This window comes from Nonomuraea sp. NPDC049695, from assembly GCF_040674955.1.
GTDB classification, from domain to species: Bacteria; Actinomycetota; Actinomycetes; order Streptosporangiales; family Streptosporangiaceae; genus Nonomuraea; species Nonomuraea helvata.
The window spans coordinates 54,832-75,128 of the sequence record NZ_JBFANV010000048.1; the positions used below are offsets into that span (position 1 = coordinate 54,832).

Here is a 20,297-nt window from a genome sequence, read left to right on the forward strand (position 1 = left end):
CAATGCCGACGGTAATCCATTCTTGACGTCATATCCCCTGAAGCAGCCCGAGGAGCCCGAGCAGGCCCCCCGAGGGGTTCTCGGCCGCCATGTGCTGGGACGCCTTCGGCTCGGGCAGCGCGGGGCACTCCACGTCCCGCCGCGGCAGCGTGCCGTCTCTCAGGTACGCCGCGAGGCGGTTGTCCACGCACGTGTTGCCGGCCAGCGAGACGCCGTGGTTGCCGCCGCCCTCGACCACCATGGTCGCGCGGTCGAAGTGCCTGCGCATCTCCAGCGCCCCCTTGTACGGCGTCGCGGCGTCGTCACGGGACTGGATCATGAGGATCGGCGGAAGCTTCCGCGACCCCTTCACATCGACCGGCGTGCCGCCCGGGGCCGACCAGTAGAGGCAGGGGGCGTTGAACCAGGCGTTCGGCCAGGTCATGAAGGGCGCCCGACGGTGCATCCGCGTCATGTCGGCCTTCCACTTGTCCCACTCGCGCGGCCACTTGGCGTCGGTGCACTGAACGCCCAGGTAGATGGCGTAGCCGTTCTCGGCCTTCGCGTCGTCCTTGCCGTACTTCTCGTAGAGGCCGAGCAGCCCACCGACGTCGCCCTGCCGTACGTACGAGGACCAGGCCTGGGCGAACTCGGGCCACACCCGGTCGCTGTATCCGGCGGTCGTGAAGATGTCGTCGAGCTCGCTCGGTCCCACGATGCCGCCCGCCGGGCGGGCGTGCAGCCGGTCGCGCATCGCGTAGTAGGCGAACGACGTCTGCTTGGCGGTGGCGCCCAGCTTGTAGACGGAGTTGTGCCTGGCGGTCCAGGCGAGGAACTGGCGGTGGCGGTGCTCGAAGGCGCTGTCCTGCCTGAGGTTCGACTCGTACCAGACCAGCGTGGGGTCGATCGTGCTGTCCATGACGAGCCGCTTGACCCTGGACGGGAAGAGCGTGGCGTAGACGGCGCCCAGGTAGGTGCCGTACGAGTAGCCGAGGTAGCTGATCTTCTCCTCGCCGAGTGCGGCGCGGATGGAGTCCATGTCCCTGGCGGAGTTCTCGGTGGTGAGGTACGGCAGCAGCCAGGCCCAGTGGTTGCCGCACCGGTTCGCGTAGTCGGCGGCCCTCGAGAGCAGCACCCGCTCCTCCGCCTCCCCGTGCGGCACCGCGTCCGGCCGGGGAGCCCTGAAGTAGCTCTCCGGGTCCACGCAGTGCACGGCCGGCTCGCTGCCGCCGACGCCGCGCGGGTCGAACCCGACGATGTCGTACCGCTCGCTCACGTCCTGCGGCAGCGCCGCGGCCACGAACTCGGTCAGTTCGCGCCCGGACGCCCCCGGCCCGCCGGGGTTCACCAGGAGCGTGCCCAGGTGGTTGGCGTCCCTGGACACCTTGGCCTTGATCCGGTTGATGGCCAGCGTGATCGCCTGCCCCATGGGCTCGCGATAGTCGAGCGGTACGCGTACGGTGGCGCACTCGAGATCGGCCGACGTGGCCCTCTCCGGCTCGCTGGGACAAGGCGCCCACGCCACGTTGCCCGGCGTCCCCCTCGCACCACTGGCCAGCGCCGTCCCGTCCGCGCTCACGATCCCGCCGACGAGCAGCGCGACACTGGCCACAATCCCCATGACCCGCTTCACGACCCGATTCATCGGGCCCCCTTCCCCCGTGTTCACAGGCCTGCGATACTCCCGTGCACGGCCGGGTCATGACGCTGGGTATGGGGAAAGGCTTGCCAATTTGTAATGGCTTGATTGCACCCCGTAATGCCCTACTTGATTACCAGGAGAGCCTGGGATGAAGGGGGGCAGGGGTGCGCGGGCTCGAGCCGCCGCGCTCCCCAGAGAACCGGAGCCGCGGTCAGCGGACGACGACCTGGGGGCCGGAGTCGTCGTCGAGGTCGACCTCGACGCCCATCTCCTCGGCCAGCCGGAGCGCCTCCTCGATCAGCGTCTCCACGATCTGCGACTCCGGCACCGTCTTGATGACCTCGCCCTTGACGAAGATCTGCCCCTTGCCGTTGCCGGAGGCCACTCCGAGGTCGGCCTCGCGAGCCTCCCCCGGCCCGTTCACCACGCACCCCATCACGGCCACCCGCAGCGGCACCTTGAGCCCTTCGAGCCCCGCCTGCACCTGCTCCGCGAGCGTGTACACGTCCACCTGGGCCCGCCCGCACGACGGGCAGGAGACGATCTCCAGCCCCCGCTCCCGCAGGCCGAGGGACTCCAGGATCTGGGCGCCGACCTTGACCTCCTCCACCGGAGGCGCGGAGAGCGAGACCCTGATGGTGTCGCCGATGCCCTCCGCCAGCAGGGCGCCGAAGGCGACCGCGGACTTGATGGTGCCCTGGAAGGCCGGGCCGGCCTCGGTGACGCCCAGGTGCAGCGGGTAGTCGCACTTCTGGGCGAGCAGCCGGTACGCGTTGATCATCACGACCGGGTCGTTGTGCTTGACCGAGATCTTGATGTCGCGGAACCCGTGCTCCTCGAAGAGCGAGCACTCCCACAGCGCCGACTCGACGAGCGCCTCGGGCGTGGCCTTGCCGTACTTCTGCAGCAGGCGGGGGTCGAGCGAGCCGGCGTTGACGCCGATCCGGATCGGAACCCCGTGGTCGGAGGCCGCCCGGGCGATCTCGCCCACCTTGTCGTCAAATTTCTTGATGTTTCCTGGGTTGACCCGGACCGCCGCGCACCCCGCCTCGATGGCGGCGAACACGTACTTGGGCTGGAAGTGGATGTCGGCGATGACCGGGATCTGCGACTTCTTCGCGATGATCGGCAGCGCGTCGGCATCGTCCTGGGACGGCACGGCCACCCGCACGATCTGGCAGCCCGACGCCGTGAGCTCCGCGATCTGCTGCAGCGTGGCGTTGACGTCGGCGGTCACGGTGGTCGTCATCGACTGCACCGAGACGGGCGCATCGCCGCCCACGGGCACGCTGCCGACCATGATCTGGCGAGAGTGTCGGCGTTCGGCGAGCGGCTTGGGACGGACCGTCGGGATGCCGAGAGCAACAGAAGACATTTCAACCCTTACTGTGACGACGGTTTCCAGTTTAGGTAGTGAGCTCCACCGCGCGGGCCCGGGCCCAGGCATCGGCGGCCAGCACCTCTTCGACGGAGTCGGCCGGGGTCACCTGATGCTCCTCGACGACCTTGGCCACGGTGTCGACGATCGCCAGGAACGGCAGCTCACCACGCATGAACGCGTCGAGGCACGCCTCATTGGCCGCGTTGTAGACGGCGGGGGCGGTGCCGCCCTCGGTGCCGACGTGCCTGGCCAGCGAGACCGAGGGGAACGCGGCGTCGTCGAGCGGCTCGAACGTCCACGTGTGCGCCTTGGTCCAGTCGATGGGCCGCGCCGCGCCGGGGATGCGGCGGGGGTGGCCGAGCGCCAGGGCGATCGGCAGCCGCATGTCAGGCGGGCTGGCCTGGGCGATGGTCGAGCCGTCCACGTATTCCACCATGGAGTGGATGATCGACTGCGGGTGGACCACGACCTCGATGCGGTCGAAACCGAGGTCGAACAGCAGGTGTGCCTCGATCACCTCGAGCCCCTTGTTGACCAGGGTGGCGGAGTTGATCGTGATCACCGGGCCCATCGACCAGGTGGGGTGGGCCAGCGCCATCTCGGGCGTGACGTCCGCCATCTCCGCGCGCTTCATCCCCCTGAACGGCCCGCCGCTAGCGGTGACCACGAGCTGCTTGACGCTGTCGGGGTCGTAGCCGCCGGGCCCCGAGGCCCACAGGCACTGCTGCAGCGCGGAGTGCTCGGAGTCGACCGGCAGGATCTGGCCGGGCTTGGCCAGCCGCTTGACCAGCGGCCCGCCGATGATCAGGGACTCCTTGTTGGCCAGCGCGAGGGCCCTGCCCGCCTCGAGCGCGACCAGCGTGGAGGTCAGCCCGAGCGCGCCGGTGATGCCGTTGAGCACCGTGTCGCACGGCCACGCCGCCACCTCCGCGACCCCTTCGGGCCCGCCGAGCACGGTGGGCCGGGCGCCGTGCGCGGCCAGCGCGTCCTTCAGCGCGGGCACGGCCGCCGCGTCGGCCACCGCCACCACCTCGACGCCGAACTCGGCCGCCTGCCTGGCCAGCAACTCGACCTTGCCACCCCCCGCCGCCAGCGCGGCGACCCGGAAGCCGCCCGGGTTGGCGGCCACGACATCGAGGGCCTGAGTGCCTACGGAGCCGGTGGAGCCGAGCACGACGACGGTGCGGAGGGTCTCTTCATGCACCTGTCCATTGTCCCCGCTGCCGGACGTACTCAGGCACGCGGCACCGACCGTGCCAAAATTCCGTCACTTATGGGACCTGAGATAACGCAGTTAATTCATGCCGGAATAGCGCTATATCGGTATGCGCGAATCTTGAGAAATCCGGATATTGCTACGACTACCTTCCGTACCCCAGGTCCGGTTTTCGGGAGGTACGTAATGCACCGCAGAGTCGTTCTGCTTTCCATCCTCACCCTCGCGGCGGGAGGTGCCGCCCTGCTCCCGGCGAGCGCGGCACAGGCCGGCGTCCACCTGCGGCCGAAGCCCGCCCAGCACGCGGCGGCGGACTCGGCCCCCGAGCAGCGTCAGGTCCTGACGTACTGGACCGAGCAGCGGATGGAGGCGGCCCAGCCGCTGGACGCGCCGAACCCCAAGAAGGGGACGAAGCTGACCATGGACGAGCCCTCGGAGGGCAATCCGTGGACGGCACCGCCCACCGGCGCGACCCGTGCCGGCACGGAGCTGCAGGCGGCCAGATCGTCCGGCGAGGCGTGGACCGGCGGCGGGGCGGTCGTGAAGACCACCGGCCGGATCTTCTTCACCACACAGGGGCGGAACGCGTCGTGCTCGGGCTCGGCGGTGACCAGCGCGAACAAGAGCGTCGTGCTGACCGCCGGCCACTGCGTGAAGCTGAATGGCACGTTCCACACGAACTGGGTCTTCGTGCCCGGCTACAGCAACGGCCAGCGGCCGTTCGGCACGTGGGCGGCCACGAAGCTGCTGACCACGCCGCAGTGGAACGCCGGCGAGGACATCAACTTCGACGTCGCCGCCGCGGTGGTCGCGCCGCTGGAGGGCAAGACGCTGGTCGACGTCGTGGGCGGCCAGGGCGTCGCGTTCAACCAGCAGAGAAGGCAGCAGATGTACGGGTTCGGCTACCCGGCGGCGGCGCCGTACGACGGCTCGAAGCTGATCTACTGCAGCGGCCGGACCTTCGACGACTTCCTCATGAGCAACGACCAGGGCCTGACCTGCAACATGACCGGCGGTGCGAGCGGCGGCCCCTGGATGCTGAATTTCAACGAGTCGACCGGGCTCGGCACGCAGAATTCGGTCAACAGCTTCAAATACAACTTCGCCCCCAACTGGATGTTCGGCACATATTTCGGAAATGAGGCCCAGGCCGTCTACCAATCGGCGCAAAGCACCAACGCACTCTGAGCAATTTACCGAAAGTAGTCACAAGAACACATCCCGTGGTGCAGACTCCGGGGGCATGACCTTGAGCACCCCCCTGCTTGCGGCCGCCCCGCTCCTGGCAGGACTGATCGGCCCCGCCCTCCTCGGCGGGGCCCCCGCCCGGCAGCAGGCCGACCAACCCGTCCACAGGGTTGTGCGTACCGAGATAGTCGAGCACGTGGCCGCCCGCACCGCCGCGGACCAGCGGCGCGTGCTCGACTACTGGACGCCGGAGCGCATGGCCAAGGCACTGCCGATCCGCCTGCTGGACCTCGTGACGGACGGCGCGGGCCTGCTGAGCGGCGTGACCGGGCACACGGGCGTCCGCGCCGCACCGGACGTGTCGGGCGGACGCGTGTCTCCCGGCGCCTTGAACCTGACCCCGTCGCGGCGCCACCAGACGGCCGGCCGGCCGCAGACCAACACGGTCGGCTCGCGCTGGATCACGGGCGGCGCCGTGGCCAGGACCACGGGCCGCGTCTTCATGACGGTGGCCGGGACCGACTTCGTCTGCTCGGCCAGCACGGTCAAGAGCGCCAACAGGGACGTCGTGGTCACCGCCGGCCACTGCGTCAAGGACGGCACAGGTGAGTGGGCGGCGAACTGGACGTTCGTCCCCGGGTACGAAACGGCCGGCCTGCAGCCGTACGGGCAGTACGCGGCACGCCGCATGTTCGTCGCCGGGCCGTGGTCGCGCAGCGGCGACGACAACTACGACGTGGGCATGGTCGCGCTGGCCGCGTCGGGCGGCAGGCACGTGGCCGACGTGGTGGGCGCGCAGGAGATCGCCTTCAACACCCCGCGCGGGGGCCAGGCGTTCGGCTTCGGCTACCCCGCCGACCCGCCGTACGACGGTGACCACCTGGTCTACTGTGCAGGGCGGCTCAAGGACGACCCGTACGGACAGAGCCGCGACCAGGGCCTGGCCTGCGACATGACGGCGGGATCGAGCGGCGGGCCGTGGCTGACCGGGTTCGACCCGGGCTCGGGCAAGGGCACGATCACGTCGCTGAGCAGCTTCAAGTACAGCGACGACCACCGGACCATGTACGGCCCGTACTTCGGCGACACCGTCAAGGCGCTCTTCAACACTACGGAGCACGCATGAACCGGGCTGTCTCAGTTTTGGCCCAGTAGGCCCATCGCGTAACGACGGTCCGGACCCTGGCCACCCAGGAGCCGGATCGCGTCGACATACCGAAATCCCCTCGCCATGCGGGGATGTTGACCTGCACCTCGCCCTAAAGGGACGAGGATTTCCCGTGCCACCTTCGGCGGCAATCCACGGCGTTGGGACGCCATGGATTATGGAACGGGGTGCTTGACGCTTCACCGACTGGGCAACCCCGAAGTCTCCACGTCCTGAGACGACCAGCCCGGCCGCCGCGCTATGTGCTCCGTTCTGCCCCGCCTTCGGCGCTCCATCCCCTGCAGGGGGCCGCATGCATCCACAGCTGAAGGCCGATGGCTTTCTCCGGCTTCTTGAGTAGGCCCTGTCAGAGCGTAAGACCGGTCAGAACCATGACCTTCTCGTACGTGAAGTCCTCCATCGCCGAGTGCAGCCCCTCGCGTCCGATCCCCGAGTCCTTGACCCCGCCGTAAGGCATCTGGTCCGCCCGGTACGAAGGCACGTCGCCGATGATGACGCCGCCCACCTCCAGCTCCCGGTTGGCGCGGAAGGCGGCGTCCAGCGAGCGGGTGAACACCCCGGCCTGGAGACCGTACTTCGACTCGTTGACCAGCGCGTACGCCTCGTCGATCGAGGCGACGGGCTGGAGGATCATGACGGGGCCGAAGACCTCCTCGCAGGCCACCTTGGCGTCGTGCGGGACGTCGGTCAGCACGGTCGGGGCGATCGTCGCCCCCTCGCGGGTGCCGCCCGCCAGCACGCGGGCGCCCGCGGCGACCGCCTCCTTGACCCACTGCTCGACCCGCTCCGCCGCGGCCTCCGAGACGAGCGGGCCCACCTGGGTCTTCTCGTCCGCCGGGTCGCCGGTGACGAGGCCGGAGACGGCCGGGAGTAGGCGCTCGACGAAGGCGTCGTAGACGGGCTGCTCGACGATCACCCGCTGCACGGCGATGCAGCTCTGGCCGGCCTGGTAGTTGGAGTAGAGGGCGATGCGCTGGGCCGCCCAGTCGAGGTCGGCGTCGGCCAGCACGACGGCGGCCGCGTTGCCGCCCAGCTCCAGCGTCACGTGCTTGCGCGGCACCTGGTCGGCGATGGCGTAGCCGACGGGCGCGGAGCCGGTGAACGACACCACGGGGAGACGGGGGTCCTGGACCAGTGCCGAGGCGCGCTCGTTCTCGATCGGCAGGACCGAGAACATCCCCTCGGGCAGGTCCGTCTCCGCCAGGATCTCGCCGAGCAGCAGCGAGGAGAGCGGCGTGGCGGGGGCGGGCTTGACGATGACGGGGGCGCCGACGGCGATGGCGGGGGCGACCTTGTGGGCGACCAGGTTCAGGGGGAAGTTGAACGGGGTGATCGCCAGCACGGGCCCGTGGGGGACGCGGGAGACGTACGCCAGCCGCCCGGCCGCCGCGGGCTCGGTGTCGAGCCGCTGCACCCCGCCCGACCAGCGCCGGGTCTCCTCGGCGGCGAAGCGGAACGTGGCGACGGCGCGGCCGACCTCGCCGCGCGCCCAGAGGATCGGCTTGCCGTTCTCGGCCGTGATGAGCCGGGCGATCTCCTCGGCCCGCTCCGCGAGGCGGCGCGACACGTGGGCCAGCGCCTCGGCGCGCACGTGCACGGGCAGCGCGGCGGCCTCGCGGGCCACCGCGTGGGCGGCCGCGACGGCCTCCTCCACCTGGGCGTCGGTCGGCACGGAGTGCCGCCCGACCACGCGGCCGTCATGGGGGTTGGTCACAGTGAGCTCGGAGTCCCCGGTCGCGGCGCGGCCGGCCAGCCAGAAGGTACGCACGTCCATACACATGACGTTATGCCAAGCCTGCCATGGGGGATTTACACCACGGTGCACAAGACTCCCATGAGGGCTCACCGTTAAGTACAAGCTCCGTGGTATACCCATGATGTAACAGAAGTAGACCCAATTCGGGATGTTTACCATGCGGAGTGGTTTGAGCGATCTCCGCCATGGCTAAGTCATCGTGTGCGGGTCTCCAGCGCGGCGGGCCCCCGACCAGAAAGGCGTGGGCCCCGTGACCGAACAACGTGAGGTCACAAGGACGCTGAGCTCCTTGGCCACGAGGGAGGTCTCATGACCTCGGCGCCGCTGGGGCTGCAGGGCGCCTACCTCCTCGGTGAGCGCGCCGGCCACGACGAGCTCCGCGCCCGGCTCCTCGACGTGGCGGTGAACCTTCTCGAGTCGGACGGGGCCGACAGCCTGACCATGCGCAGGATCGCCGCGGAGGCGGGCTGCACGACGACCGTCATCTACACGATGTTCGGCAACAGGGAAGGGCTGGCGGAGGCGCTCTATCTGGAGGGGTTCGAGCGGTTCCGCCGTTTTCTGGAGGCGGTGCCGGCGCGGCGCAGCCCGTTCGAGCACCTGACCGCGCTCGGGCCCGCGTACCGGGAGGCCTGCCTGGCCGAGCCCGGCTTCTACAGCCTGATGTTCGAACGGGCGATCCCCGGCTTCGAGCCCAGCGAACGCGCCAGGACCCTGGCCCGCGCGGCCCTGAACATCCTCGATCGCGTGATCGCCGACTGCATCTCGGCCGGCTACCTGATCCCGACCCAGCCCCGCAAGATCGCGGACGCGCTCTGGGCGGGAGCCCAGGGGGCGATCAGCCTGGAACGCGCTGGTCACCTGCGTGACGGGAGCACGTTCGAGGCGGTCACGACGGCGATCATCTGCTGCTACCTGGTGGAGAAGCCGGAGTAACACTGCCGCCCCCTGTAAGCTCCAGCACACGGACAAGGGGGGACATCGTGAATCGTCGTCGTGCTTACGCCCTGGCGCTCGCCGCATCGGCGCTGGCCGTCGGCATCGGCGCGGCGCGGCCGGCCCCGACACCGACCGCCACCCCCACCCCTGCGCCCACGCTCACCCCCACGCCCTCGCCCAGCCCGAGCGCGACGCAGAGCGACGGCACGCTGCAGATCCTCACCTACCGCGGCTACGCCGAGTACGGCGGCATCAGCCCCAAGGCCAACTGGGTGGGCACGTTCGAGAAGGAGACCGGCTGCCGGATCGCCAAGCTCGACACCGTGCAGACCGCGCAGGACATGGAAACGGCCGCCACGCGGCCCTACGACGTGATCTCCGCCGGCCCCGTGCTGGCCGCCGACCTGATCGAGCGCAAGCAGGTGCAGCCCATCGACCCGGCCAAGGTGACCGGGTACGACGACATCGACGAGCGCTTCCGCGACATGTCCACCGTGTCGGGCAAGGTGTACGGGGTGCCGTACCTGTGGGGCTACCACGAGTTCGTCTACGACTCGGCCAAGGTCAAGGGCGACATCAAGCAGGCGTTCGCCTCCGACCGCGTGGCGCTCAGGGACACCCCGCTCACGATCGCCGACGCCGCCCTGGCCGACGGGTCGGTGAAGGAGCCGTTCGAGCTGACCAAGGACCAGTTCGACGGGGCGATGGCCCTGCTCGAGCAGAGCAAGGGCCGCACCTACTGGAAGAACCCGCTCGACCTGGTCCAGGGGTTCGCCACCGGGGCGCTCGACTACGCCCAGGCCACCCCGTACTACCGCCTGCTCCTGCAGCAGGCCGGATTGCCGGTCAAGACGCTCAAGACGGACAAGACCACCGGATGGGTGGATTCCTGGATGCTCGGCGCGAGCGTCTCCGACACCACGTGCGCCTACCGGTGGCTCAACTGGGTGACCGACCCGGACGCGCAGCGTGACGCCGCCGCCTGGGTGGGGCTGGCCCCGGCCAACGTCAAGGCGTGCAAGGGCCGGGCCAGGCTGATGTGCGAGGCGTACGGGCGGGGCAAGCAGCTGGACCGCGTGGACTTCGCCGTTCGGCCACCCGGGGGTTGCCGAGCGGATGACGGGGAATGCACTGAATACAAGGCTTGGACCGACAGGTGGGAGCAACTCGCCAAATGACGGTGACGCGGGCGCGCCCGCTTCCCCCCGCTGGGCGTGGCTCGTAGGGACGCCCCGGGCCTTCCCCCTCGTCCCGGGGCGTCTCGCTTCGCCGTGGTCAGCGGGCCGGGAACGCCACGACGGTGGCCGTAGGAGCGGGAACGAGTGCCTCGGCGCAGTCGCCGCAGGCCAGGACCGACGAGTTGTCGGGTAGCACGCCCACGCGCACGCGCGGACGCGGCCATCTCTTGTGGCAGACGACGCAGGCGTCGCCGTCGCGCTGGGCCCCGGTGAGGCCTTCAGGGTCGAACGTCAACATACTCTGCGCCGATCTGGTCGGACTCCAGTTCATCACGCTCCCTGCAGCCATCGCCCATCCGTATGTCGGAACCGTTATAACCCTGACCGAGGCCGTGAGGGTGCAGCTGAGCGTCAAGTCAGGGTGAATTCTCTACCCGACGGACGCCAGTTACACCACAAAATCGGGCATCCAGCCGCAAGCCGGATGCCCGATTGGTGGGGGTTTCACTAAAGTTCGGCGATCGCCTTCTCCAGGATGCCGAGGCCCTCCTCGAGCAGGTGCTCAGGGATGACGAGCGGGGGCAGGAAGCGCAGCACGTTGCCGTACGTGCCCGCTGTCAGCACCAGCAGGCCCTCGGCGTGACAGCGCTTGACGACCTCCTGCACGGCGGTGGGGTTCGGCTCCTTGGTGCCCGGCTCGACCAGCTCGATCGCGATCATCGCACCGCGTCCGCGGACGTCCCCGATCACGTCGAAGCGCTCCTGGAGCGCCTTGAGCCGGGGCAGCATGATCTCGCCGATGCGGCGGGCCTTCGCGACCAGGTCCTCCTCCTCGATGGTCTCGAGGACGCCGAGCGCGGCCTCGCAGGCCAGGGGGTTGCCACCGTAGGTGCCGCCCAGGCCGCCGACGTGCACCCTGTCCATGATCTCCGCGCGCCCGGTCACGGCGGCCAGCGGCAGGCCGCCCGCGATGCCCTTGGCTGTGGTGATGATGTCGGGTACGACGCCCTCGTCCTCGCAGGCGAACAGGTCACCCGTCCTGGCGAAGCCGGTCTGCACCTCGTCGGCCACGAACACGATGCCGTTGGCCCGGCAGAACTCCGCGATCCGCGGCAGGAAGCCCCGGGCCGGCACGATGAAGCCGCCCTCGCCCGCGATCGGCTCGATCACCACGGCGGCCACGTTGTCGGGCCCGATCTGCTTGGTGATCAGGTCGATGGCCTCCGCCGCGGCCTCCTCGGCGCAGTTCTCGGGGCCGGTCGGCCAGCGGTACGGGTACGCCAGCGGCACCCGGTACACCTCGGGCGCGAAAGGGCCGAAGCGGTGCTTGTACGGCATGTTCTTGGCCGTCAGCGTCATGGTGAGCAGCGTGCGGCCGTGGTAGCCGTGGTCGAACACGACGACGGCCGGCCTGCCGGTGGCGTGCCTGGCGATCTTGACGGCGTTCTCGACGGCCTCGGCGCCCGAGTTCACCAGGAACGTGCGCTTCTCGTGGTCGCCCGGGGTCAGCTCGTTCAGCTTCTCGCACACCCGGACGTACGACTCGTACGGGGTGACCATGAAACACGTGTGGGTGAAGTCGGCGACCTGCTTCTGGACGCGTTCGACGACCTTGGGGGCGGCGTTGCCGACGTTCGTCACGGCGATGCCGGAGCCGAAGTCGATCAATGAGTTCCCGTCGGCGTCCTGCACGACTCCCCCGCCGGCGCGGGTGACGAAGACCGGCAGCGTGGTGCCGATGCCGGGCGGTACGGCGGCCTGCTTGCGGGCCAGCAACTCCTGCGACTTGGGGCCTGGGATCGCGGTCACGACGCGCCGCTCCTGGGGAATGCTCATGGCTCGACGCTACGGCGGGCTCTCACCTGCGCCGATACGTCGATATGTAACACTGAACTGGTCGTCTTTGCCAGAATGGACAAAAATCCGCATGCCGCCTCCGCTCCACACCGTCATACGCCGCATGGGCCTCCGGCCGGTGGCCGGCATCCCCGGCGGTGTGGGCCGGCTGGACGCGGTGGTGCGGTGGGTGGCGGTCAGCGAACTGGCGGACCCGACGCCGTACCTGGAGGGCGGGGAGCTCCTCCTCACCACAGGCATGCGGATGGAAGGCGACCAGTCCCAGTATGTCGCCCGCCTGGTCGCGCGCGGCGTCGCGGGGCTCGGGTTCGGCGTCGGCGTCTCGCACGAGGAGGTGCCGCCCGCCCTGGTCGCGGCCGCCGACGAGGCCGGGCTGCCGCTGCTGGAGGTGCCGCGCGAGACCCCGTTCATCGCGGTCGGCAAGGCGGTCAGCGAGCTGCTGGCGGCCGAGCAGTACGAGGAGATCACCCGTGCCTTCGCCGCCCAGGGCCGCCTGACGCGGGCGGCGCTCCGGCCGGAGGGCATGCACGCGGTCATCGACCGGCTCGCCAAGGAGGTCGGCGGCTGGGCTGCGCTGTTCGACGAGTCGGGCGAGGTCCGCCACGCCTCCCGCGGCGCCCACACGGACGCCGTCGTCGCCGAGCTCACCCGCCTCCGCACGGGCCGCCCCCCGGCCGGGCATGGTGACCGCCGCGGCCCCGGACACGTCGGAGACGCGGACCACGGCGACACCGCGCACGTCCGCGACGGTGCCGCACATGAGGACGGACGCATTGCACAAGACGCGACGCCCGAAGGTGTGGGCATCGCACGCACAACCCGCGACACGACGCACGCACGACGGGGCGCCGCGGGCGCGACCGGAGGCGGGACGCGTGCGGGCGGGCACTCCGCACCTGAGCCCGGAGGCGCTGAGCGCGCGGGTGGAGGCGCTGAGCGCGCAGGTGGGCGTGCCGGGCTCGCGGGTGGAGTCGCTGAGCGCGCGGGTGGGGGTGCCGGGCGGGCGGGCTGGGGTGCAGGGCGCGCGGGGCCGTTGCCTGCCAGCCTGGCGCTGTCGGGCCCCGGTGAGCACATCGTGGTGCAGCCGCTGGGCGGAGGGGCGCGTCCGCGCGGATTCTTCGCCGTCGGCGCCCAGGAGCCCTTCTCGCCGGTCACCCACACAGTGATCAACGCCGCGGGATCCCTGCTCACCCTGGCCATGGAGCAGGGCAGGACGCAGCTGGACGCCGTGCGGCGGGCCCGCTCCGCCGTACTGCAGCTGCTGCTGGCCGGTGAGAAGGAGCGGGCGCGGGCGGTGCTGAGGCCGCTCGGCGGGCGGCTGCCCGAGGAGCCGCTGGCGGTGCTGGCGGCCGACGCCGACGCGCTGGAGGCCCTGGAGTCGCACGCGTTCGCGGCGCTGCTCGATGACGACGCGCCGGGCCCCCTGGCCGTGGCACTGGCGGACAGCACGATGGCGGACAGCACGATGGCGGACAGCATGATGAGGGACAGGGCGGCGCTGGAGCCGGACGCGCCCGTGGGTGTCAGCCTGCCGTGCGGTTACGCCCCTGAGGCCCTGCACGGCGCGCTGGACCAGGCGAGGCGCGCGCTGGAGGCCGCCAGAGGCGGCGGCCCCGCCTTGCGAGCGGGTGCGGGGCAGGTGGTGAGGTTCGGGGAGCTGGCCGGGCAGGGCCTGCTCGGGCTGCTCGACCAGACGGCCGTGCAGGCGTTCGCGGCCGCGCTGCTGGCCCCCCTCACCGCGTACGGCTCCAAACCCGACCTGGTCGGGTCGCTGCGCGCGTACCTGGACAGCAACGGCCACTGGGACGCGGCGGCGCAGCGGCTCGGCGTGCACCGCCACACCCTGCGCTACCGCATGAAACGCGTCACCGAGCTGCTGGGCCGCGACCTGGACGATCCGGGAGTGCGAGCCGAGCTCTGGCTCGCACTCGAGGCCACCCGTCGATGACGGTCACTTGTCGGTGACGGTCACTTGTCGGTGACGGTCACTTGTTGGTGACGGTCACTTGTCGGTGACGGTCACTTGTTGGTGGGGAAGCCCAGGTTCACGCCGCCGTGCGAGGGGTCGAGCCAGCGCGAGGTGACGACCTTGCCACGGGTGTAGAAGTGCACGCCCTCGGTGCCGTGCACGTGCGTGTCGCCGAAGAGCGAGGACTTCCAGCCGCCGAAGCTGTAGAAGGCCATCGGCACCGGGATGGGCACGTTGATGCCGACCATGCCGACCTCGACCTCGTTCTGGAAGCGCCTGGCGGCGCCGCCGTCGTTGGTGAAGATCGCGGTGCCGTTGCCGTACAGGCCGCCGTTGATGATCTCCAGCCCCTCCTCGTAGGAGGAGACGCGCACGATCGACAGGACCGGCCCGAAGATCTCGTCCTCGTGCGTGCGCGAGCCCGGCGGCACGTGGTCGAGCACGGTCGGGCCGAGCCAGAAACCGGGCGTCTCCGCGGCCTTGCCGCCGCCGAGCACGGCCGTCTCGCGGCCGTCCACGACCAGCTTGGCGCCCTCCTCGACGCCGAGGTCGAGGTAGGAGGCGACCTTGTCGCGGTGCACCTCGGTGACGAGCGGCCCCATCTGGGACTTGGGGTCGTCGCCCGGGCCGATCACCAGCCCGTCGACCCGCTCGACGATCTTCTGTACGAGCTCGTCGCCGATCGGGTCCACGGCCAGCACGACGGAGATCGCCATGCACCGCTCGCCCGCCGAGCCGAACCCCGCCGACACGGCCGAGTCGGCCACCAGGTCGAGGTCGGCGTCGGGGAGGACGAGCATGTGGTTCTTGGCGCCGCCGAGGGCCTGCACGCGCTTGCCGTGCGAGGTCCCGGTCTCGTAGACGTACCTGGCGATCGGGGTGGAGCCGACGAACGACACGGCCCGCACGTCGGGGTGCTCGAGCAGCCGGTCCACGGCGACCTTGTCGCCCTGCACGACGTTGAACACGCCGTCGGGCAGCCCGGCCTCCTTCCACAGCCGCGCCATGAGCAGGGACGCCGACGGGTCCTTCTCGGACGGCTTGAGCACGAACGCGTTCCCGCACGCGATCGCGATCGGGTACATCCACATCGGCACCATGGCCGGGAAGTTGAACGGCGTGATCCCGGCCACGACGCCCAGCGGCTGGCGGATCGAGTAGGAGTCGACCCGGGTCGAGACACCTTCGGAGAAGCCGCCCTTGAGCAGGTGAGGGATCCCGCAGGCGAACTCCACGACCTCCAGACCCCGGGCCACCTCGCCGAGCGCGTCGGAGTGGACCTTGCCGTGCTCGGAGGAGATCAGCGCGGCCAGCTCGTCGCGGTGGGCGTACATGAGCTCGCGGAAGCGGAACAGCACCTGTGACCGCTTGACCAGCGACGCGTCCCGCCAGGCGGGGAAGGCCGCGACGGCGGCCGCGACGGCCGCGTCCACATCGGCCGCGGAGGCGAGGGCCACGTGGCCGCTGACCTCGCCGGTCGCCGGGTTGTAGAGCTCCGCGGTGCGGGCGTCGCCGTCCGCGAGGGCTCCGTTGATCCAATGGTTGACGGACTTCACTTGGCGGCTGCCTCCGCGTCGATGGTTTCTGCGCTGATCGTTTCGAGGGCGGTCACGATGATGCCAAGACCCTCGACGGCCTCCTCCACCGTGAGCGTGAGGGGCGGGGCCATGCGGATGGCGGTCCCGTACAGGCCGCCCTTGCCCGCCAGCAGCCCCGCCTTCTTGGTCTCCTCCATGAAGCGGGCGGCCTGCGCGGGGCTCTCCAGCTCGACGGCGAACATCAGGCCCTTGCCGCGCACGTCCTTGACCACGGGCAGCCGCTTGGCGGCCTCCTTGAGGCCGTTGATGATGATCTCGCCGGTACGCGCGGCGTTGGCCTGCAGGTCGTGGTCGAGCACATAGTCGAGGGTGGCGTTGGCGGCGGCCATCGAGACGGGGTTGCCGCCGAACGTGGCCAGGCCCACGGCGTGCGGAGCGTCCATCAGGTCGCCGCGCGCCACGACGCCGCCGACGGCGAAGCCGTTGCCCAGCCCCTTGGCGAACGTCATCATGTCGGGGGTCACACCGTGGTTCTGGATGCCGAAGAACGCGCTGCCGGTGCGGCCCCAGCCGGTCTGCACCTCGTCGGAGATGAACAGGATGCCCTGCTCGTCCAGGACCTCCTTGTACGCGGCGAACAGCCCGTCGGGGGCCATCGTGAACCCGCCCACGCCCTGGATCGGCTCGGCGATCAGCGCGGCCACGTCGTTGGAGACCGCGGTGGCCAGCACGTGGCGCAGGTCCTCCACGCACGCCTGGATGTACTCGGCGTCCGACATGCCCTTGAACTGGGTGAGGTGCCGGTCGGCGCCGTGCAGGAACTGCACGTTGAGCGGGGAGAGCGAGTTGTTCTTCCAGGCGCGGTTCGAGGTGACGCCGATCGTGCCGAAGCTGCGCCCGTGATAGCTCTGCCGCATGGCGAGCACCTGGTCGGTCTTGCGCGCGTACGTGGCCAGGAGCAGGGCGGTCTCGTTGGCCTCGGTGCCGGAGTTGGTGAAGAAGACCTTGGCGTCAGGGATGCCGGAGAGCCGCGCGATCTTCTCGGCCAGCTCGATCTGGCCGCGCAGCAGGTAGACGGTGCTGGTGTGCACCACGCCGGTGGCGATCTGGCGTTCGACGGCCTCGCGCACCTCGGGCACGTCGTACCCGATCATGTTGGTCAGGATGCCGGCGAAGAAGTCCAGATAGCTCTTGCCGTCGGCGTCGATGACGCGGTTGCCCTTGCCGCTGACGATCTCGATGGGCTCGTTGTAGTTGAGTGCCAACCAGTTGGGCATCACTGCCCGGTGGCGCGCGAGAAGCTCCGACATGTCACCGAGTATCCCTTTTTCCTTCCGCACACTCCCACCTCACACTGTCGGCGCAGGGGAAGAATCCCTTACACCTTGCAACGTACCCGTCCCCCGGATGCGACGCCCCCTAGGGGATTCCCCGTCCGCCTGGAGGTGTACGCCGGGTCAGGCCGGTACGCCGCGGGAGGCACGGCGAATGCCCACTGGCGGCCGACGACCCGGGCCATGCCGGTCGACCACCATCGGATCATCCAGAAACACGAAGGAGTGACCGAGATGACCGTCACGATCGACCGCCGCCCCGAAACGCCCTCCGGCCCGCCCAAGCTCGACCGCGACCAGCTCTGCCGGGCCCAGCAGGACACGCTGGACACCCCGCGCATGCGCTACAGCCTGCTGGCCAAGATGATGTTCAAGCCGGTGGACCTCATGTACGGCGAGAAGGGCTCGTACACGAAGTTCGCCATGCTGGAGATCATCGCCCGCGTGCCGTACCAGGCGTGGGAGCGCATGGGCTACTGGGCCGTGCACCGCCACCGGGGACGCTCGGCGCTGGCCAGAAGGGTCTTCGAGCGGATCGTGGAGGCCCGGGCCGACCAGGACAACGAGCAGTGGCACCTGCTGATCCTGCAGGACCTCGTGCAGCGGACCGGACAGCGGCAGAACTGGCTCCTGCACCGGGCCGCCCCGTGGCTGATCGCGTTCTTCTACTACCACGTGTCCTGGGTGCTGTTCCTGGTCAGGCCGGAGTGGAGCTACCGCCTGAACGCGGAGTTCGAGGACCACGCCGAGCACGAGTACATGACCTTCGTGGCCGAGAACCCGGAGCTCGAGTTCGTGCCCGACCCCGGCACGTACGCCGCCGAGTACGGCCACCACCGCTCGGTGGCCGACCTGCTCAGGCAGATCGGCCACGACGAGCGCACCCACAAGCTCGACAGCCTGGAGAGCATGCGGGAGCCCCGTGTCCGCTAGACCCCACTGTTTTCCGGGGTGCTCTCCGGCACCGGCACCGGAGCCGCGACCGGGCGCAGGACGGCCACCGCGAGCAGCGCGGCGGCCACGCAGAAGGCGGCCCCGACCCACGAGCCCAGGTGCATGGCCGACGTGAACGCCTGGTTGCCGGCCTCGGCGAAGCCCGTCAGGTGCGCGCCGCCGATCGACTCCCTCGCGGCGGCGGGCAGGTCGGCCGGCATCTGCGAGGTGTACTGCCCGGCCAGCACGCTGCCCAGGATCGCGATGCTCAGCGCCATGCCCACCTGCTGGACGGTGTCGTTGAGCGCCGAACCGACGCCGGCGTGCTCCACGGGGATCGCGCCCATGAGCGAGGAGTACGCGGACGGCCCGGCCAACCCGGCGCCCATACCCATGATCACCAGGCCCGTGAGGAGCGGGAGGTATCCGGTGGTCGTGGCCATGACGGCGAAGCCGCCGGCCATCACCAGCAGCCCCAGCCCCACCAGCACCCGGTTGCTCGCCTTCTTGCCCAGCCCGGCGCCCACGCCGTTGAAGATCGCGGCGGCCACGGCATAGGGCAGCATGGCCAGGCCCGCCTGCATCGCCCCATACCCCAGCACGAACTGCAGGTACTGGGTCAGCATCAGCAGCACGGCGCCCGCCCCGAACGCCATCAGCAGGATCGAGAACGACGCGCCGCTGAAGTTGCGGTTGGCGAACAGGTGCAGCGGCAGCATCGGCTGCGTCTGCCTGCGCTCCCAGACCACGAACGCACCCAGGGCGACGACCGCGATCGCGATGCCGATCACGTTCCATTCGCGCTCGATGATGACGTACACGGCCGACGTCAGCCCCACGGTCGACAGCACCACGCCGACGGGGTCGATCTTCCGCCCGCTGCTGCGGGTCTCGGGCATGAGCACGACGGCGGCCACGATCGCCACGGCCGCGATCGGGATGTTCAGCAGGAAGACCGAGCCCCACCAGTAGTGCTCCAGCATGAAGCCGCCCAGCGTCGGGCCGGACACCATGCCGACCAGGGCCACCGCGCTCCAGGCGGCCATCGCCTTGCGCCGCTCCTCCTCGTCGAAGACGGTCATCAGGATCGACAGCGTCGAGGGCATGAGGAGCGAGCCGCCGATGCCCATCAGGGCGCGGGCGCCGATGAGCTGCCACGGCTCGGAGACGAGCACGGCCACCAGGGACGCGCCGCCGAAGAACGCCAGGCCGATGATGAGGAACAGCCTGCGGCCGTACTTGTCGGACAGGCTGCCCGAGGTGAGCAGCAGTCCGGCGTAGGCCAGCACGTACGCGTCGATGATCCACTGAATGTCCGACGGGCTCGCGCCCATCTCCTTGTTCAGCGAGGGGATGGCGAGGTTGAGGACGGTGTTGTCCACGACAAGCACCAGCAGCGCCAGGCAGAGCACGCCGAGGATCCACCATCGGCGTGGGTCTCGTACAGTGTTCGAGTTCACTCGCACACTGTATGGGAACCCTCGTACAGCGTGCGAGTGCATTTATCCTTGAAGGATGACAGGCAAGCAGTTCACCTCCGTGTGGCTCCGCGAGCCGCGCAAGGCCGCGAGCCCGGGGCTCAGCCGCGAGGAGATCGTCAGGGCCTCCATCGAACTGCTCGACGCGGAGGGCCTGGGCGGCCTGAGCATGCGCAAGCTGGGCGCGAAGCTCGGCGCGGGCGCCACCAGCATCTACTGGTACGTCGCCCACAAGGACGAGCTGCTGGAGCTGGTCTACGACGAGGTGTGGGGCGAGATGACCATGCCCGAGCCCGAGGACGTGGGCTGGCGGGGCGCGGCCTCGACCCTGGCCTACAGCATGCGCCAGGTGATGCTGCGCCACCCGTGGTCGGCCGACCTCCTCGGCCGCCTGCCCGCCCTCGGCCCCAACGCGATGCGCGTGGCCAGTGGAATGCGCAGGATGTTCAGACTCGCCGGGTTCGAGGGGATGGACGTCGACTACGCCGGCAGCACGCTCACCGCCTACGTCTACGGCAAGACACTGCCGGAGATCGCCTGGAACACCTCGATGTCCGACCGCGAGTACGACCCCGACGAGATGCGCAAGATGGTCCTCACGGCGGCCCGTGACTACCCCGACATGCTGGAGGGCCTGGACTTCGACGCCTACGACGACCCGAACGCCGTCCAGGCGGTCGCCTTCGATTTCGGTCTGGTGTCGGTGCTCGACGGCCTTGAGCGGCGGCTGCCGGCGTAGCA

The 20,297-nt window shown here is 69.9% G+C and carries 16 protein-coding genes; 7 read left to right on the forward strand and 9 right to left on the reverse strand.

The window, feature by feature from the left end; all coding sequences use genetic code 11:
- Window positions 1-28 precede the first annotated feature (28 nt).
- From AB0J64_RS33760 to dxr, 3 genes are all read right to left on the reverse strand, one after another.
- Entirely contained in the window at window positions 29-1,624 is a 1,596-nt protein-coding gene (locus tag AB0J64_RS33760) for an alpha/beta hydrolase (RefSeq protein ID WP_364036059.1), read from the reverse strand.
- Between the two features lie 208 nt (window positions 1,625-1,832).
- Window positions 1,833-2,996: a flavodoxin-dependent (E)-4-hydroxy-3-methylbut-2-enyl-diphosphate synthase gene (gene ispG, locus AB0J64_RS33765; protein ID WP_364036062.1), complete on the reverse strand. Its 1,164-nt coding sequence runs from the start codon at window positions 2,994-2,996 to the stop codon at window positions 1,833-1,835.
- Between the two features lie 31 nt (window positions 2,997-3,027).
- Entirely contained in the window at window positions 3,028-4,206 is a 1,179-nt protein-coding gene (dxr, locus tag AB0J64_RS33770) for a 1-deoxy-D-xylulose-5-phosphate reductoisomerase (protein ID WP_364036065.1), read from the reverse strand.
- Between the two features lie 198 nt (window positions 4,207-4,404).
- Between dxr and AB0J64_RS33775 the strand changes: the two genes are divergently transcribed.
- Window positions 4,405-5,406, forward strand: a complete 1,002-nt coding sequence (locus AB0J64_RS33775) for a peptidase (protein ID WP_364036068.1) — start codon at window positions 4,405-4,407, stop codon at window positions 5,404-5,406.
- Window positions 5,407-5,461: 55 nt separating this feature from the next.
- The gene (locus AB0J64_RS33780) at window positions 5,462-6,532 is read left to right on the forward strand and encodes a trypsin-like serine protease (RefSeq protein ID WP_364036071.1); all 1,071 of its coding nucleotides are present in this window, start codon (window positions 5,462-5,464) and stop codon (window positions 6,530-6,532) included.
- Window positions 6,533-6,920: 388 nt separating this feature from the next.
- Here the strand turns inward: AB0J64_RS33780 and AB0J64_RS33785 are convergent, their stop codons facing one another.
- Window positions 6,921-8,348: an aldehyde dehydrogenase family protein gene (locus AB0J64_RS33785; RefSeq protein WP_364036074.1), complete on the reverse strand. Its 1,428-nt coding sequence runs from the start codon at window positions 8,346-8,348 to the stop codon at window positions 6,921-6,923.
- Between the two features lie 291 nt (window positions 8,349-8,639).
- On the opposite strand from AB0J64_RS33785, the gene AB0J64_RS33790 reads away from it, so the two are divergent.
- Together AB0J64_RS33790 and AB0J64_RS33795 are read left to right on the forward strand one after the other, a co-directional pair.
- Entirely contained in the window at window positions 8,640-9,266 is a 627-nt protein-coding gene (locus AB0J64_RS33790) for a TetR/AcrR family transcriptional regulator (protein WP_364036077.1), read from the forward strand.
- Window positions 9,267-9,313: 47 nt separating this feature from the next.
- A complete protein-coding gene (locus tag AB0J64_RS33795; protein WP_364036080.1) occupies window positions 9,314-10,447 on the forward strand; it encodes an extracellular solute-binding protein in 1,134 nt (377 codons plus the stop codon).
- Window positions 10,448-10,544: 97 nt separating this feature from the next.
- Here AB0J64_RS33795 and AB0J64_RS33800 read toward each other — a convergent pair whose 3' ends face one another.
- A complete protein-coding gene (locus AB0J64_RS33800) occupies window positions 10,545-10,745 on the reverse strand; it encodes a hypothetical protein (protein WP_344986725.1) in 201 nt (66 codons plus the stop codon).
- A gap of 209 nt (window positions 10,746-10,954) precedes the next feature.
- On the reverse strand, window positions 10,955-12,283 hold the full coding sequence (gabT, locus tag AB0J64_RS33805) for a 4-aminobutyrate--2-oxoglutarate transaminase (RefSeq protein ID WP_364036083.1): 1,329 nt from the start codon (window positions 12,281-12,283) through the stop codon (window positions 10,955-10,957).
- A 91-nt stretch (window positions 12,284-12,374) separates the two neighbouring features.
- Between gabT and AB0J64_RS33810 the strand changes: the two genes are divergently transcribed.
- A complete protein-coding gene (locus AB0J64_RS33810; RefSeq protein ID WP_364036086.1) occupies window positions 12,375-14,252 on the forward strand; it encodes a PucR family transcriptional regulator ligand-binding domain-containing protein in 1,878 nt (625 codons plus the stop codon).
- A gap of 71 nt (window positions 14,253-14,323) precedes the next feature.
- On the opposite strand, the gene AB0J64_RS33815 is transcribed toward AB0J64_RS33810, so the two are convergent.
- Window positions 14,324-15,829 (reverse strand): CoA-acylating methylmalonate-semialdehyde dehydrogenase, encoded by a 1,506-nt coding sequence (locus AB0J64_RS33815; protein WP_364036089.1) that lies wholly within the window; start codon window positions 15,827-15,829, stop codon window positions 14,324-14,326.
- Window positions 15,826-17,121, reverse strand: a complete 1,296-nt coding sequence (locus tag AB0J64_RS33820) for an aspartate aminotransferase family protein (protein ID WP_364036092.1) — start codon at window positions 17,119-17,121, stop codon at window positions 15,826-15,828. The genes AB0J64_RS33815 and AB0J64_RS33820 overlap by 4 nt, the downstream gene beginning before the upstream one ends.
- A gap of 258 nt (window positions 17,122-17,379) precedes the next feature.
- Between AB0J64_RS33820 and AB0J64_RS33825 the strand changes: the two genes are divergently transcribed.
- Window positions 17,380-18,078, forward strand: a complete 699-nt coding sequence (locus AB0J64_RS33825; RefSeq protein ID WP_364036095.1) for an alternative oxidase — start codon at window positions 17,380-17,382, stop codon at window positions 18,076-18,078.
- Here AB0J64_RS33825 and AB0J64_RS33830 read toward each other — a convergent pair.
- The gene (locus tag AB0J64_RS33830; protein WP_364036098.1) at window positions 18,075-19,538 is read right to left on the reverse strand and encodes an MFS transporter; all 1,464 of its coding nucleotides are present in this window, start codon (window positions 19,536-19,538) and stop codon (window positions 18,075-18,077) included. The two genes, AB0J64_RS33825 and AB0J64_RS33830, sit on opposite strands and share 4 nt — an antisense overlap.
- 55 nt (window positions 19,539-19,593) lie before the next feature.
- Here AB0J64_RS33830 and AB0J64_RS33835 point away from each other — a divergent pair, with 55 nt between their 5' ends.
- Entirely contained in the window at window positions 19,594-20,295 is a 702-nt protein-coding gene (locus AB0J64_RS33835; protein ID WP_364036100.1) for a TetR/AcrR family transcriptional regulator, read from the forward strand.
- Window positions 20,296-20,297 lie beyond the last annotated feature (2 nt).

What these genes read in the sequence shown, in the direction of transcription:
- AB0J64_RS33825 (WP_364036095.1), top strand. Translation starts at nt 17,380, where the DNA reads ATGACCGTCACGATCGACCGCCGCCCCGAAACGCCCTCCGGCCCGCCC.
- AB0J64_RS33785 (WP_364036074.1), bottom strand. Translation starts at nt 8,348, where the DNA reads ATGGACGTGCGTACCTTCTGGCTGGCCGGCCGCGCCGCGACCGGGGAC.
- AB0J64_RS33760 (WP_364036059.1), bottom strand. Translation starts at nt 1,624, where the DNA reads ATGAATCGGGTCGTGAAGCGGGTCATGGGGATTGTGGCCAGTGTCGCG.
- AB0J64_RS33780 (WP_364036071.1), top strand. Translation starts at nt 5,462, where the DNA reads ATGACCTTGAGCACCCCCCTGCTTGCGGCCGCCCCGCTCCTGGCAGGA.
- ispG (WP_364036062.1), bottom strand. Translation starts at nt 2,996, where the DNA reads ATGTCTTCTGTTGCTCTCGGCATCCCGACGGTCCGTCCCAAGCCGCTC.
- gabT (WP_364036083.1), bottom strand. Translation starts at nt 12,283, where the DNA reads ATGAGCATTCCCCAGGAGCGGCGCGTCGTGACCGCGATCCCAGGCCCC.
- AB0J64_RS33790 (WP_364036077.1), top strand. Translation starts at nt 8,640, where the DNA reads ATGACCTCGGCGCCGCTGGGGCTGCAGGGCGCCTACCTCCTCGGTGAG.
- AB0J64_RS33835 (WP_364036100.1), top strand. Translation starts at nt 19,594, where the DNA reads ATGACAGGCAAGCAGTTCACCTCCGTGTGGCTCCGCGAGCCGCGCAAG.
- AB0J64_RS33810 (WP_364036086.1), top strand. Translation starts at nt 12,375, where the DNA reads ATGCCGCCTCCGCTCCACACCGTCATACGCCGCATGGGCCTCCGGCCG.
- AB0J64_RS33820 (WP_364036092.1), bottom strand. Translation starts at nt 17,121, where the DNA reads ATGTCGGAGCTTCTCGCGCGCCACCGGGCAGTGATGCCCAACTGGTTG.
- AB0J64_RS33775 (WP_364036068.1), top strand. Translation starts at nt 4,405, where the DNA reads ATGCACCGCAGAGTCGTTCTGCTTTCCATCCTCACCCTCGCGGCGGGA.
- AB0J64_RS33800 (WP_344986725.1), bottom strand. Translation starts at nt 10,745, where the DNA reads ATGTTGACGTTCGACCCTGAAGGCCTCACCGGGGCCCAGCGCGACGGC.